This is a genomic window from Streptomyces sp. NPDC048295, assembly GCF_040652135.1.
Lineage (GTDB): Bacteria > Actinomycetota > Actinomycetes > Streptomycetales > Streptomycetaceae > Streptomyces.
The window spans coordinates 179,754-193,783 of record NZ_JBEZLL010000010.1 but is presented as its reverse complement, the minus strand read 5'-3'; the positions used below and the strand labels follow the sequence as shown (position 1 = coordinate 193,783).

14 protein-coding genes are annotated in these 14,030 nt (G+C 72.1%); 8 read left to right on the top strand and 6 right to left on the bottom strand.

Annotated elements, in window-relative coordinates:
* Positions 1-78 precede the first annotated feature (78 nt).
* Complete coding sequence (locus AB0D53_RS17670; RefSeq protein WP_362446866.1) at positions 79-1,884, bottom strand: NAD(P)/FAD-dependent oxidoreductase; 1,806 nt, start codon at positions 1,882-1,884, stop codon at positions 79-81.
* A gap of 195 nt (positions 1,885-2,079) precedes the next feature.
* On the opposite strand from AB0D53_RS17670, the gene AB0D53_RS17665 reads away from it, so the two are divergent.
* Entirely contained in the window at positions 2,080-3,102 is a 1,023-nt protein-coding gene (locus AB0D53_RS17665; protein WP_362446863.1) for an SMP-30/gluconolactonase/LRE family protein, read from the top strand.
* Between the two features lie 13 nt (positions 3,103-3,115).
* Here the strand turns inward: AB0D53_RS17665 and AB0D53_RS17660 are convergent, their stop codons facing one another.
* Positions 3,116-3,706: a helix-turn-helix domain-containing protein gene (locus AB0D53_RS17660; RefSeq protein ID WP_362446860.1), complete on the bottom strand. Its 591-nt coding sequence runs from the start codon at positions 3,704-3,706 to the stop codon at positions 3,116-3,118.
* Between the two features lie 221 nt (positions 3,707-3,927).
* On the opposite strand from AB0D53_RS17660, the gene AB0D53_RS17655 reads away from it, so the two are divergent.
* The gene (locus AB0D53_RS17655) at positions 3,928-7,170 is read left to right on the top strand and encodes a tetratricopeptide repeat protein (RefSeq protein ID WP_362446857.1); all 3,243 of its coding nucleotides are present in this window, start codon (positions 3,928-3,930) and stop codon (positions 7,168-7,170) included.
* Between the two features lie 106 nt (positions 7,171-7,276).
* On the opposite strand, the gene AB0D53_RS17650 is transcribed toward AB0D53_RS17655, so the two are convergent.
* On the bottom strand, positions 7,277-7,513 hold the full coding sequence (locus AB0D53_RS17650) for a hypothetical protein (RefSeq protein WP_329818205.1): 237 nt from the start codon (positions 7,511-7,513) through the stop codon (positions 7,277-7,279).
* A gap of 1 nt (position 7,514) precedes the next feature.
* Positions 7,515-8,396 carry a mycothiol conjugate amidase Mca gene (mca, locus tag AB0D53_RS17645; protein ID WP_362446853.1) on the bottom strand — a complete coding sequence of 294 codons (882 nt, stop codon included), beginning with the start codon at positions 8,394-8,396 and terminating at the stop codon, positions 7,515-7,517.
* A 97-nt stretch (positions 8,397-8,493) separates the two neighbouring features.
* Here mca and AB0D53_RS17640 point away from each other — a divergent pair, with 97 nt between their 5' ends.
* Positions 8,494-8,910 (top strand): DUF4307 domain-containing protein, encoded by a 417-nt coding sequence (locus AB0D53_RS17640; RefSeq protein WP_362446850.1) that lies wholly within the window; start codon positions 8,494-8,496, stop codon positions 8,908-8,910.
* A gap of 183 nt (positions 8,911-9,093) precedes the next feature.
* Entirely contained in the window at positions 9,094-9,591 is a 498-nt protein-coding gene (greA, locus tag AB0D53_RS17635; RefSeq protein WP_124716732.1) for a transcription elongation factor GreA, read from the top strand.
* A gap of 103 nt (positions 9,592-9,694) precedes the next feature.
* On the opposite strand, the gene ilvA is transcribed toward greA, so the two are convergent.
* The gene (gene ilvA / locus AB0D53_RS17630; RefSeq protein ID WP_362446846.1) at positions 9,695-10,924 is read right to left on the bottom strand and encodes a threonine ammonia-lyase; all 1,230 of its coding nucleotides are present in this window, start codon (positions 10,922-10,924) and stop codon (positions 9,695-9,697) included.
* Positions 10,925-11,102: 178 nt separating this feature from the next.
* On the opposite strand from ilvA, the gene AB0D53_RS17625 reads away from it, so the two are divergent.
* The 4 genes from AB0D53_RS17625 (at position 11,103) to AB0D53_RS17610 (ending at position 12,735) form a co-directional block, all read left to right on the top strand.
* Positions 11,103-11,633 carry a MarR family transcriptional regulator gene (locus AB0D53_RS17625; protein ID WP_362446843.1) on the top strand — a complete coding sequence of 177 codons (531 nt, stop codon included), beginning with the start codon at positions 11,103-11,105 and terminating at the stop codon, positions 11,631-11,633.
* Positions 11,634-11,706: 73 nt separating this feature from the next.
* On the top strand, positions 11,707-12,201 hold the full coding sequence (locus AB0D53_RS17620) for a sigma factor-like helix-turn-helix DNA-binding protein (protein WP_362446840.1): 495 nt from the start codon (positions 11,707-11,709) through the stop codon (positions 12,199-12,201).
* Complete coding sequence (locus AB0D53_RS17615) at positions 12,198-12,446, top strand: hypothetical protein (RefSeq protein WP_362446837.1); 249 nt, start codon at positions 12,198-12,200, stop codon at positions 12,444-12,446. Before AB0D53_RS17620 ends, AB0D53_RS17615 begins: the two co-directional genes overlap by 4 nt.
* A 97-nt stretch (positions 12,447-12,543) precedes the next feature.
* Positions 12,544-12,735 carry a DUF1059 domain-containing protein gene (locus tag AB0D53_RS17610; protein WP_329818212.1) on the top strand — a complete coding sequence of 64 codons (192 nt, stop codon included), beginning with the start codon at positions 12,544-12,546 and terminating at the stop codon, positions 12,733-12,735.
* Between the two features lie 104 nt (positions 12,736-12,839).
* Here AB0D53_RS17610 and AB0D53_RS17605 read toward each other — a convergent pair whose 3' ends face one another.
* Positions 12,840-13,985 carry a cystathionine gamma-synthase gene (locus AB0D53_RS17605; protein WP_072484072.1) on the bottom strand — a complete coding sequence of 382 codons (1,146 nt, stop codon included), beginning with the start codon at positions 13,983-13,985 and terminating at the stop codon, positions 12,840-12,842.
* Positions 13,986-14,030 lie beyond the last annotated feature (45 nt).

Genomic DNA, 14,030 nt, shown 5'->3' with positions numbered 1-14,030 from the left:
GCCACGGGGACGGCGCACGAACGGGGCAGAGGCGTGCCGGCCCGGTGCTCGCGGGGCCGGAACGGCGGCCGTGCGGACCTAGAAGGGCCCGGTCCTCGCCCGGAGGACTTCGCCCATGGACTCGTCGCGCCATCGTTCCAGGAGTGCGTGGAAGGCGACGGCCCCGTGCGGGTAGGCGGTCGGGCCGTTGGGCCGTCCTCTTCCTTCACGGTTGTAGTAGCCGGGGGTGCACTCGGCGTGGAACCACTCGTGATCGGGGGCGCCCTCGGCCAGGACGGCGGTCCAGGCGTCCTCGGCCCCGACGGACGGTTCGATGAGGGCGTCCTCGGCCTCGGCGGCTGCGATGAGGGCGGCGGCGTGGCTGGCCTGCTCGTCCAGGATGTGGGTGAAGTTGACGCTGCTGGCGTTCTGGAGGGAGCCCATCTGGATCAGGTTCGGAAAGCCGTTGCTGGTGAAGCCGTGGAGCGTGCGCGGGCCCCGCTGTGCCCATCTCTCCAGCAGCCGGACGCCGCCGCGGCCCTGGACGGGGAGCCTGCCCGAGTGGATTCCGGAGGTTCCGACGTTGAATCCGGTGGCGAAGATCAGGCAGTCGAGTTCGTACGTGGTGGTGCCGACGACGACGCCGTGTCCGGTGATGCGCTCGATGCCGTGGGTGTCGGCGGTGTCGACCAGGGTGACGTCGTCGCGGTTGAACGCCGGGTAGTACAGGTCGGAGAAGGTGGGGCGCTTGCAGGCGTAGCGGTACCAGGGCTTGAGCTTCCGTGCCGTCTCCGGGTCGGTGACGGTCTGTTCGACGCGGGCGCGGAGCTCGTTCATCTTGGCGGCGTCGGCGGCCTCGTAGTCCGCTTCGAACGTCCTTCGGTCGCCCTGGCGCCGGAAGCTCGGCAGGAGCTTCTCCAGCAGGCCCGCCGAAGCGGTCCACCGATCCGCCACGAGATCCTGTTCGGCGGGCTCGCCGGAGACTATGCGGAGGTAGTTCTCGCGCCGCTCCCGGGCCCAGCCCTCGCGGTCGGCGCCGACGTCCTGGGCGGTGGTGCGGCGGTTGGCCCGTACGTCCACGGTGGAGGGGGTGCGCTGGAAGACGTAGAGGTGCGCGGCGTCCTCGGCCAGCATCGGAATGACCTGGATGCCGGTGGCTCCGGTGCCGACGATGCCCACCCGCTTGTCCGCGAGGCCGGTCATGCCGCCCTCCGGGGTGCCGCCGGTGTAGGCGTAGTCCCATCGCGAGGTGTGGAACGTGTGGCCCTTGAAGTCCTCGATCCCGGGGATCCCGGGAAGCTTCGGGTCGGTGAGGGTGCCGGTGGCGCTGACGACGTACGTGGCCCGGAAGGTGTCACCGCGATCCGTGGCCACGATCCACGTCCCGGAAGCCTCGTCCCAGGTCAGAGCGGTGACCGCGGTGGAGAAGAGCGCGTCCGCGTAGAGGTCGTGGCTGCGCGCGATCCGCACCGCGTGGCGGCGGATCTCGTCACCGGGGGCGTACTTCCACTCCGGTACGTAGCCGGTCTCGTCGAGCATCGGCAGGTACACATGGGACTCGATGTCGCAGTGGACGCCCGGGTACCGGTTCCAGTACCAGGTGCCACCGAAGTCTCCGCCCTTCTCGACGACCCGGACGCGCTCCACGCCCTGCCGCCGTATGTGTGCGCCGGCGAGGATGCCGCCGAACCCGCCGCCGATCACAGCGACGTCGACGGTGTCGTGAAGCGGCTCTCGCTCGTTCGGCCCCGTCGTGTACGGGTCGGCGGCGTAGTAGCCGAACTCGGCGTCGGCGTCGCGGTACTGGGCGGCACCGTCGGGGCGGACGCGCCGCTCGCGCTCGAAGCGGTAGCGCTGCCTCAGCGCGGCGAGCCCATGGGGGTCGGGATCGTGAGGGGGTGTCATGTGGGGCCTCGATCCTGGGAGTTGGAACCGCCCATGCAGGGCGGCGGTCCGCTACGGTAACAAGTACCGGACAATGGTGTCCGGTTGAAGTCCGGCGGTACCGCGACATTCGGCCAGGCAGCTCTCACACCTCCGGCGTGCCGCGCGTCCCCGGCTCACAGACCCCTCGCAGCGGACAGGAAGAGTGATCCCCCCATGCAGCGACTTTCGCCCCGGTCCTTCGCCGTTCTCGCCACGGTCGGCACGCTGGTCCTCACCGGATGCGGTACGCAGAGCGGCGATCCCGAGAAGCACGAGGCGGCGTCCGTCGCCGCGGGCAGGACCATCCGCGCGCAGAAGGTCATGCGACTGACCCAGGTGCACCCCGAGACCGGGATGACCCTGCTGGAGGGGCCGACGTTCGGGGAGGACGGCGGCCTGTACGTCGTCGACGTCACCGCACCCGAAGGGAAGCCCAAGGTCATGCGCGTCGACGTCGGGAGGAAGACCTCCCGCGCCGTCCACACCGACGGCCGGGGGGCCTACACCTCGGCACAGTTCAGCCCGTACGACGGACGGCTCTACCTCAGCGACTTCGCCCACGGCGAGATCGTGAGCCTGGCCCCCGACGGGGGCGATCCGCGGACCTTCTTCGCCGGCGAGGTCGACGGGGCGCGGATGAACCCCGACGACATCGCCTTCGACCGGAAGGGCAATCTGTACGTCAGCGATTCACACGGCCTGTCCGAGGGCGAGGCCCACGGACGTGTGGTGCGGATCGGCCGCGACGGCAAGAACGCCACTGTTCTGGCGAAGGACCTGGCCGCACCGAACGGGATCTCGTTCGACGCGGACTACCGCGGGCTGTGGTTCAGCGAACTCACCGAGAACCGGATCTCCTACCTGCGCCTCGACGACGAGGGCGAGGTGACGTCCCGGCACACCGCCATCCGCGTGGACGGCGGAATCGCGCAGACCGACTCGATCGCCGTGGACGCGGACGGCAACCTCTACCAGGGGCTGCACGGCCGGGCGGCGATGGCCGTGTACGACCGGCACGGTGAGCGGCTGGCGACGGTCGGGCTTCCCGCACGGACCGAGGGTCTGGAGTCGGCGACGAACGTGGCCATCACACCCGGCGGGACCAGGGCGTACATGACCGTCAGCGGCCCCGCCGGTGGATATCTGTACGCCTTCGACGCGCTCGCGGAAGGCATCCGGCAGTCCAACGGCGGCTGACGCCGGCCCTTGCTCAACCGCCGAAGGCCCGCACCGGTCCCACCTCGACGCCGAGCAGCCGCCAGGCGGCCAGCGCCCGGCGCTCCCGCTCCTCCCGGGTGGGGCCGGTGACGGCGGCGGAGACCATGGCGACCGAGAGCACGAGGTCGTTCACGGCACTCAGCCGATGACCGCCGGGCAGCCTTCTTCGCAGGGCGCGCTCCACGCGTTCGGACAGGCCCAGGGCATGTGCGCGGATGTCGGAGCGGCCCGCCGCCCGGTCGGCGTGCAGAAGGCCGATGAAAGCCGCCGACTCGATCAGATGCCAGGTCAGCACGCCGAGAACGCCCGCGAAGGTCGCGTCCTCGGCCTCGGCCGCCTGCTCGATCTGCCGCACGTTCTCCTCCAGAACGGCGGCCACCGCGGCGGTCCGGTCCGGGAAATGCCGGTAGAGGACGCCCTGCCCGACCCCGGCCCTGCGCGCGATCGCGGACAGTGGTGCCTCCAGACCGTGCTCCGCGAAGATCTCCCGGGCGGCGGTGACCAGAGCGGCCCGGTTACGGGCGGCAGCCTTCGGCCCGTCGTTCGCGGGCCGCCGCCCGTCCCGCCCGGTGTGCTCCATCACCCCGGAAGCGTACCGGCCGGGCGGCTGCGGCTCCCCTGCCCGGCGCCCGGGAGAAAGGGGCACGGTCCCGGCCGGTCCGCCGCCCGCCCCTCCCCCACGCCACGGGTGCGACGTCTCGCGCTGACGGGCCGCAGACAGGAGACTGGGCCGTGACGTCGAACCACCGTCTGCCGCAGGGCAGTCACAACCGTCGTATCCGTCGTACCCGGAGGGGGACACACATGCGGGACAGCCATCGGGCCGAAGCCGAAGGGCTGTTGGTACGGGCCGTGGAGGAAGAGGTGCGGCGCTCGGGCGGCCGGGCCGACGCGGCCACACTGACGGCGCGCGGGCGGGCCGCGCTGGATTCGCTGGCGGTCGCCGCGGACGACGAGTATGCCGCGTACACCCGGGCGCTGGACGCGGCCGGGGCCGGGACGCAACCGCTGTCGCAGCGGTTCAGCCGGGCGACGATGGGAACGCCCCTGCTGGTGACGGGAGTTGCCGCGGTCGCCGCCATCGGCGCGGATGTCGCCTTCGGTACGGCGACCGGGCCGGCGCTCGGCGCGGGCGCCGTCGTGGCGGTCGCGGGGGCGACCGCCACCGTCGCCAAGGTCACCGCGTCCCACTGGCCCGCCGCCCACCGGCGGGCCGGCGCGCTGGGGCAGCCCGGCGGCACCGAACAGCTGCGGCTCCAGTGGCTGGCGGCGCTGGAGGTACGGGGCATCCGCCCCTTCATCGACCAGCAGCGGATGCTCACCGCCTCGTCCCGCACCCCGGCGAAGAAGGTCCCGGCGCAGTCACGGACCGCCGTCTCGCCGCGCCGTACGGACCGCAGCGCGGCGGCCCGTACGCGTGCGCTGCTGGAGCAGTCCTTCGGCCAGCTGCCCTCCTCCGACGGGCCGTTCGCGGGGCGGCGGGCCGAGCTGGAGCAGATCGCCCGTTGGGTGCGGGAAGCTCGCGCGTCGACGGAGACCAAACCGACCGTGGTCGTCCTGCACGGCACGCCCGGCTCCGGGCGCACCTCGCTCGCGGTGCGGGCCGCGCACAGCCTGAAGGACCTGTTCCGCGGCGCCTGCGTGGTGGATCTGCGCGGCGATGTGGCCGGTGAGGCACCGCTGCCGACCCGGGACGCGCTGCTGCACCTGCTGAACCGGCTGGGCGCGCCCCGCGAGCAGCTGCTGTTCCGGGAGGGGGCCTCCGCCGAGCAGCAGGTGCGGCGGCTGAGCGAGCTGTACCACCAGCATCTGACCGGCACCCCGGTGACGATCGTCCTGGACGACGCGGGCGACGCGGAGCAGGTCCGCACCCTGGTTCCCGAGCGTTCCGACAGCCTCGTCCTGGTCACCGCCCGCGAGCCCCTGGAACTGCCGGCCGACATCCCGGCCCGGGTCCACCGGCTGCCGGTCGGGGCGCTGGACGCGGCCGGTGCGGAGGAGCTGCTGCGCGAGACGGCACGGGCCGAGGAGGAGGGGCCGTACGACGCCCGGGCCACGGACACCGTCGCCGAGCTGTGCGGCGGGCTGCCGCTCGCGCTGCGGATCGCGGGCTCCTCGCTCGGGGCACGCACCCGCGGCGCGCTGGCCGCAGGTCTCGCGGAGTACGGACAGGTCGCCCCGGTGGAGCGGGCGCTGTGGCTGCGCTACACCGACCAGTCCGAGCAGGCGCGGCGGCTGCTGCGCCGGCTCGCGCTGGCCGGGCGGGCGAGCCTCGGCGCCGCCGCCGCGGCGGCGCTGCTCTCCGCCGACGAGCAGGAGGCCGAGCGGCTGCTGAAGGACCTGGCCGGGGCCGGGCTGCTGACCCATGTACGGGGCTCGCGCTACCGGCTGCACGACCTCGTACGGGGCTTCGCCCTGGCCCGGCTGCGGGACGAGGAGGAGACGGCGGACCGTACCGCCGCGCAGGAGCGGCTGATCCGCAACTACGCGGACCTGGCCGGTGCGGTGATCCGCATGGTGGACGGCAAGATGTCCACCAGGGCCGGGCAGTTCGGCTCGCACGGCTTCGGTTCGCTGGACTCGGCGCTGCGCTGGCTGGACGACGAGTCGAGCTTCATCACATCCGCGCTGCGGCACGCCGAGGGCGTCGACCAGGGCGCCGTGCTGGACCTGCTGGGCGCGCTGTGCGACTACTGCCTGCTGCGTGGCGACCTCTACCGGCTGGGCGAGATCAGCGAGTTGACGCAGGCGGTGGACCAGGGGCTGCTGGAGCGGTCCGTGCAGTGGCGTACCGGCATCGCGGCCCGTCAGCTCGGTGAGCTGGACAAGGCACGGACCACGCTGTCGTCGGTCGTCGGCCTGTACCGCGAGGCACAGAACGAGGCGGGTACGGCGCTGGCGCTCTGTTCGCTCGGCATCACCCTGCACCACCAGGGCAATCTGACCGAGGCGTCGGCGCGGCTGCGCGAGGCGATCGAGCTGCAGTCCTCCGAGGAGCAGGCGGAGGACCGGGCCTGGTCGATGCACGCGCTGGCGGCCGTCGAGCGCGACCGGGCCCGGCTCACGGAGGCGCTGACCCTGCTGGACACCGCGCTGGCCCTGCACCGGGAGGGCGAGTCGCTGCACGGCGAGGCGTGGACCCGCTTCCAGCTCGGGCAGACCCTGCTGCGCATGGGCGAGGTGGAGCGGGCCGAGGACGCACTGCGCCGGGCCCTGGAGCTGTACGGCAGTACCCGTGACGAGCGCGGCGAGGCATGGGCGCTGACCCAGCTGGCCCGCGCCCGGCTCCTGGACGGCGACCCGGCCCCGGCGGTGGAGCAGCTGAACGGGGCGCTGGCCCGCCACCGGGACAACGAGGACGCGCGCGGCGAGGCGTGGACGCTGTTCTACCTGGGCCAGGCCCTGGAGGAGAGCGGTGACACCGACCGCGCGGTCCGGCAGCTGGAGCGGGCCCGCACGATGTTCTCCCGGATGCGGGACGTGTACGGGCTGGCCTGCGCCCGCCACCACTCGGGCCGGGTCACCCGTGACCAGCGGGCGGCCCAGACCGGGAACCTGCGCAACTCCGGCTTCGCCCGCCAGCTCCTGGTGGACGCCCGCGCCGACTTCCGGCGCATCGGGGTCGCCCACGGCGAGGCGTGGACGTGCCTGGAGCTGGCCCTGATCGACGCGGGCAACAACCGGGCCCCGCAGGCGCTGGAGCTGTGCGGCGAGGCCGTGGAGCTGTTCGGCTCGTACGGCGACGCGCGGGGCACGGACTGGGCCCGCTTCCTGCGCTGCACGCTGCTGCCCTACGCCTCGCCGGGCGGCAGCGAGGTGGGTACGGCGGTGGCGCAGCAGGAGCTGGCCGAGCTGCTGGGGGCCGGGCACCCGGCGCGCGACCGCAAGCTGGAGGACTGCGCGGAGGCGTACACGGTGGTGCTGAACCGCGGCGTGGACCTGGAGGACGGCTGGCAGGCATGGCGTCTGGGCATGACGCCGACGCGGCATGCCCGGGAGGTCATGGGCGTACCGGTCCCGGCCGGGTACACCCCGGCCGACGACTGAGGGCGGCGCGGGCCCGGCCGGCCAAGGACTGGCCGGACCGGCGCCGCACGGCGGGGCGGCCCGGAACGCTCCGGGGCCGCCCCGCCCTCCCCTTCTGCCCCTGCTGCTACTTCCGCTTCGCGGAGCCCGCCCCGGCGGTGGCTTCGGCCGCCACCGCGTCCGGGTCCGGGGCCTCCTCGAAGTCGACCTTGCCCATGTGCCGGTTCATGGACTTCATCAGCAGCCACACGCCTGCGGCGAGCGCCGCGAAGACGATGAAGCCGAGAACGCCGGGGGTCACCTTGTTCTTGTCGAGCTCTTCGGCAAGCGGAACGAGGTCGGTCAGTGCCTGGGTCGCGTACATATCAGGCATTGTCGCGGATGCCCGCGAAGAGGTCGCTCTCGGGGAGGGAGGTATCGACGAGAGACTTCGCCAGCTCGTACTCCTCGGTCGGCCAGACCTCCTTCTGGATGTCCATCGGCACGCGGAACCAGCCGCCGTCCGGGTCGATCTGCGTGGCGTGCGCGATCAGCGCCTTGTCGCGGATCTCGAAGAAGTCCGCGCACGGAACGTGCGTGGTCAGCGTGCGCTCGTCGCGCTCGAACTCCTTCCAGCGCTTGAGCCACTCGCCGTACGGCGACTCCAGACCGCGGGCCAGCAGCGCCTCGTGCAGCGCCACCGTGCGCGGCCGGTTGAAGCCCTGGTTGTAGTAGAGCTTCTGCGGCTGCCAGGCCGGGCCGAACTCCGACTCGGGGAACGTCTCGGTGTCCGCCGCACCGTCGAAGGCGATCATCGTGATCTTGTGGGTCATGATGTGGTCGGGGTGCGGGTACCCGCCGTTCTCGTCGTACGTGGTGACGACCTGCGGCCGGAAGGCGCGGATGCTGCGGACGAGGCGGCCCGCGGCCTTCTCCTCGTCCTCCAGCGCGAAGCAGCCCTCGGGCAGCGGGGGCAGCGGGTCGCCCTCGGGCAGACCCGAGTCGACGAAGCCGAGCCACTCCTGGTCGACGCCCAGGATCTCCCGGGCCTCGTCCATCTCCTTCCTGCGCACCTCGTGGATGTTCTCCTCGATGTACGCGTCGCCCTGGAGCTTCGGGTTGAGGATGGAGCCGCGCTCGCCTCCCGTGCAGGTCACCACCAGCACGTCCACCCCCTCGGACACATACTTGGCCATGGTGGCCGCGCCCTTGCTCGACTCGTCGTCGGGGTGGGCGTGGACGGCCATCAGTCGCAGCTGCTCGGTCAAGACTCGATCCTCAGTGATTCGGCATGTAGGCAGGCTTCTATAGTGACCGAACCGGGGGGTGGAAAATTCCTCGATCCCCGGCACGGGAGGAACGATCATGACTGCGGTGCGCGAAGCGCCTCCGGAGAACCGCTACGGCCGCTCCGCGGACCGGCGCGCGGACCGCCAGCTCAAGATCGTCGGCTCGGTGCTGGGCGTCGTGCTCCTCGGTGTGGTCGGCTGGATCGGCTACGACTACGTCGCCGGTCAGGGCATCAGCGCCGAGGTGATCAAGCGCCAGGTCGTCTCGGACCAGCGGGTCGACATCCACCTCGAAGTGCGCAAGGACAAGGACGCCAAGGGCTACTGCACCCTGCGCGCGCAGCACGAGGACGGCAGCGACGTGGCCCGCAAGGACTTCCGCTTCGACGAGCGCACCGACCGGATCGACCGGATCCTGACGCTGCGTACGACGGCCAGGGCCACCAGCGTCGAGCTGCTGGGCTGCACCATGGACGACGGGGCGTCGCATTGACCGGCGCACGCCGGCCCTGACCCACCGTTCCCCGGTCCGACCTGCGCATACGCGGTCCCGGTGATTTACCTTCTCCCCCTTTTCCTGGGGAATTGTTAGGCTCGTGGTTTCGCCCACCCGTGGTGGCACATGCTTACGGGTAGGGCGATGCTTTGTATTCCCAGTACCGACGAGGAGCACCCTGTGACCCAGACCAGCGAAAACGTCACCTGGCTCACGCAGGAGGCGTACAACCAGCTCAAGGCCGAGCTGGAGTACCTGTCTGGTCCCGCGCGCACGGAGATCGCCGTAAAGATCGCGGCGGCCCGTGAGGAGGGCGACCTGCGTGAGAACGGCGGGTACCACGCGGCCAAGGAGGAGCAGGGCAAGATGGAGCTCCGGGTGCGCCAGCTGACCCAGCTCCTGGAGCACGCGAAGGTCGGCGAGGCACCTGCCGACGACGGCGTGGTCGAGCCCGGCATGGTCGTGACGATCGCCTTCGACGGAGACCCGGACGACACGATGACCTTCCTGCTGGCCTCCCGCGAGTACGCGAGCTCGGACATCGAGACGTACTCCCCGCAGTCGCCGCTCGGCACCGGCGTGAACGGCAAGCGGATGGGCGACGACGCCGAGTACGAGCTGCCGAACGGCAGGACGGCCACGGTGAAGATCCTCGCGGCCAAGCCGTACACCGGCTGATCACGCACCGCCGACGCGGGGAGCCTCCGGCCTTCGGGCCGGAGGCTCCCCGCGTGTGCGGCGGTTCCCGGGTGCCCCGGGGCCGGCGCGGCTCCGGTACAGGTCAGTCCATCACCAGATAGCCCGCGTCGCGCAGCGCCGTCGAGACCTCCGTGCAGTGCTCCGGCCCCTTCGTCTCCAGCTGGAGCTCCACCTCGACCTCGGTGAGCCCGAGCCGGGGATCGGTCCGCACATGACCGATGTCGAGCACATTGGCGTCGACCACCGAGAGCACGCCCAGCAGCGTGGCCAGCGCGCCGGGACGGTCGCTCAGACGCAGCCGCAGGCTCAGGTAGCGGCCGGCCGCCACCATGCCGTGGGTCAGGATGCGCTGCATCAGCAGCGGGTCCACATTGCCGCCCGAGAGCAGCGCGACCACCGGCCCGCGGAACGACTCCGGGTCGCTCAGCAGGGCCGCGACCGGGCTGGCCCCGGCCGGCTCCACCACCAGCTTCGCCCGTTCCAGACAGAGCAGCAGCGCACTGGACAGCTCGTCCTCGGAGACCGTGCGGACCTCGTCGACCAGCTCCCTGACCAGCTCGAACGGCACATCTCCGGGGCGCCCCACCTTGATGCCGTCCGCCATCGTGTTCAGCGAGCCGATGGACACCGGATGGCCCACGGCCAGCGACGGCGGATAGCAGGCCGCGCCCGCCGCCTGCACCCCGACGATCCGCACATCGGGCCGGACCGCCTTGACCGCCACCGCGATGCCCGCCGCGAGGCCGCCGCCGCCGATCCCCACCACGATGGTGCGCACCTCGGGGCACTGTTCGAGGATCTCCAGGCCCACCGTGCCCTGTCCGGCGATGATGTCCGGGTGGTCGAAGGGGTGGATGAAGACCGCACCGGTCTCCTGGGCGTACTCCTGCGCGGCGGCCAGCGTCTCGTCGACGACATGTCCGTGCAGCCGGACCTCCGCCCCGTACTGACGGGTGGCGGCGACCTTCGGCAGCGGCGCCCCGACCGGCATGAAGACCGTGGACCGTACGCCGAGCAACGCAGACGCGAGTGCGACACCCTGCGCATGGTTTCCGGCGCTCGCGGCGACGACCCCGGCCGCCCGCTCCACCGGGGACAGGCCGGCGATCCGTACGTACGCGCCACGCAGTTTGAACGAGCCGGTCCGCTGCAGGTTCTCGCACTTGAAATGGACCGGCGCGCCCACGAGCGCGCTCAGATGGCGGCTGCCTTCCATGGCGGTCACCCTGGCCACACCGGAGAGCATCTTCTGCGCCCCGAGGATGTCGTCGAGGATCAGTGGGGGGAAGTGGCCGGTCGCGCGGAAGTTCATACGGTAAGTCTTGCAGCTCGGCCTGCGGGTTCCCGCCGTCCGGCGGGGCACCGGCAGACGCGTCCGGTCCCCTCCTGGGCCGTTGTCCACAGGTTTGTGCAGCGCTGGTACACGTTGCCCCGTGGCCGCGTACTCTGTCCCCCACCCATCCGACACCGCACGAAGAGAGCCCCCGGCCATGCCCCCTCAGGACATGACGACAGCTGCGTCTCCTTCCGGGGGCGCCGCCCCCGAACCCACGGGTTCCGAACACGTCCTCGACGCTCTGCAGCACCAGGTCGCGGTATTCGCCCGCCGTGCCGAGCAGACCCGCCTCGGCGGGGTCGGCCAGGTGCGCAATTCCATGGACCGGGCCGCCTATCTGCTGCTCAACCGGCTGGACCGGGAAGGTCCGATGGGCGTCAAGGCCCTCGCCGCGGGCATGGGGATCGACTCCTCGACCGTGACCCGGCAGGTCGCACCGCTCGTCGACACCGGCCTGGTCAAGCGCACCTCGCACCCCGAGGACGGCCGGGCCGTCGTGCTCCAGCTGTCGCCGCGCGGCCAGGCGCGCCTGGAAGAGGTCCGCAGCTCCCGGCGCGAGCTCATGACCCAGGTGACGGACAGCTGGACCGCCGAGGAGCGCGAGACCTTCTGCGCGCTGCTCACCCGGTTCAACACCTCGCTGGCCGCCCGCCAGACCGCGCACCAGGCGCCCCCGGCGGGCTGACGGAGGCCCCGGCCCCGGGCGGACTGCGGCATACCTCTTGACCGGGAGTCCCGCAGCGGCTCGTATGTGGACTGTGCGAGAGCGCCAGACGGGCCGGGAGCGGCGCCGCGCCCAGGAGTTCGAGACCTTCGTCGCGGGCGCGGCCGGCCGACTGCTGCACACCGCCACGCTGCTCACGGCCGAGCCCATGCGACCGCCGGGGGCCAATCCCCGTGCCCAGCGGCTGCTCACGGCCGCCCTGGCGCACACCTACGCACAGTGGGACGGGCTGCGCGGCGAGGACCCGTACGACCGCACCCGGCGCGAGCTCGCCGCCCGGTTCGCCCATGAGGTCTGGCGGCACCACCGGCCGCGCGGCGGTCTGCTGGACTCCCTGACCCCGCAGGAACGCCTCGTTCTCGTGCTGCGGCTGTACGAGGGGGTGGCGGAGGAGCAGGCGGCCGCGCTGATCGGTGTGCCGGTGGAGCGGGTGCGGGCGGTCTGCAACCGCGCGGTGGCCACGATGCGCGGCACCCGCCGGCCCACGGCACGGCGCGGCACGCCGGGCCCGCCGAGGGTGGCGCGATGAGCCGCAGCGGCGACCGGGAGGACGAGGTCCGGCGGATGCTGGACGGTCCGCATCCGCAGGTGCCGGCCGATCTGGCGCAGCGGGTGGCGGAGCACGGCGGCAGGCTGCTGCGCCGCCGGCTGTTCGCCCGCCGGCTGATGCTGCTGGTGGCGTGCGCCGCGGTGGTGGCCTTCACCGTCTGGGCGATTCAGGTGCATCCCTGGCAGGTTCCTCCCGCCGAGACGACGCCGCTGGACGGCTGGTGATCACCGGCCGGTGATCACGGGCTCGCGGGCGGTCTGCCCTCTCGCGGGCGATCTACCCTGGAATGGGCGGCACGCGGATCCGGCCGAGGAGGCTGCCATGACCAGGAAGATCGCTGACTGCCGCAAGCATCCGAGTGTGTCGCACTGCTCGCTCACCATCTCCGGTGAGGAGGAGGAAGTCGTACGGGCGGCGACGGAGCACGCGGTCTCCGTCCACGAGCACGCCGACAGCCCGGAACTGCGCGAACAGATCCGGGCGATGCTGGAGGACGAGAAGGTCGGCGCCTGACCCCGCCGCGCACGTCCGGGCGGGCCCGAGGCTTCGGGTCCGCCCGGATTCGGGCGTGCGTGCCGGACCTGACGAGCCCGGCACGATCCGGACGACGAGAGGCCCTAGCCGAGTGCCTGCGTCAGGTCGGCCAGCAGGTCGTCGGCGTTCTCGATGCCGACGGAGACGCGTACGAGGTCGGCCGGCACCTCCAGCGGGGAGCCCGCCGCCGAGGCGTGCGTCATGCGGCCCGGGTGCTCCACGAGCGACTCGACGCCGCCCAGCGACTCACCGAGGGTGAACAGCTTCGCCCTGTTGCAGACCTGGACCGCCGCCTCCTCGCCGCCCTCGACACGGAAGGACACCATGCCGCCGAACGCCTTCATCTGCTTGGCGGCGATCTCGTGGCCGGGGTGCTCGGGGAGCCCCGGGTAGAGGACCTGGGTCACCTTGGGGTGCCGGGTGAGCAGATCGGTGACCTTGGTGGCGTTCTCGCTGTGCCGGTCCATGCGGACCGCCAGGGTCTTGATGCCGCGCAGCACCAGCCAGGCGTCGAACGGTCCGGCGACCGCGCCCATGGCGTTCTGGTGGTACGCCAACTCCTCGGCCAGTTCGGGGTCGTTGACGATCAGCGCGCCGCCGACGACGTCCGAGTGCCCGCCCATGTACTTCGTGGTGGAGTGGACCACCACATCGGCGCCCAGGGCGAGGGGCTGCTGGAGGTAGGGGCTGGCGAAGGTGTTGTCGACCACCAGGCGCGCACCCGCGGCGCGGGCCACACCGGCGATCGCGGCGATGTCGGTGATGCCGAGCAGCGGGTTGGACGGGGTCTCCACCCAGATCGCCTTGGTGCGCGGGGTGATCGCCGCCCGTACCGCCGCCACGTCCGAGGTGTCGGCGACGGAGAACTCGACCCCCCAGCGCGAGACGACCTTCGCGAACAGCCGGAACGTCCCGCCGTAGGCGTCGTTCGGGATGACCACGTGGTCGCCGGGGGTCAGCAGCGTACGGAGCAGGCAGTCCTCGGCGGCCAGGCCGGAGGCGAAGGCGAGTCCGCGGCGGCCGCCCTCCAGGGCCGCGAGGTTCTCCTCCAGGGCGGTACGGGTCGGGTTGGCGCTGCGGCTGTACTCGTAGCCGCCGCGCAGTCCGCCCACACCGTCCTGCTTGTACGTGGACACCTGGTAAATGGGCGGAACAACGGCGCCGGTGAGGGGATCGGCGGTGTTTCCCGCGTGGATCGCGAGGGTTTCGAAGCTGTGCTGGTCGCTCATGGGGCCAGAGCGTAGTTCGTCGCGAGGGCGCCCACCGGACTACCG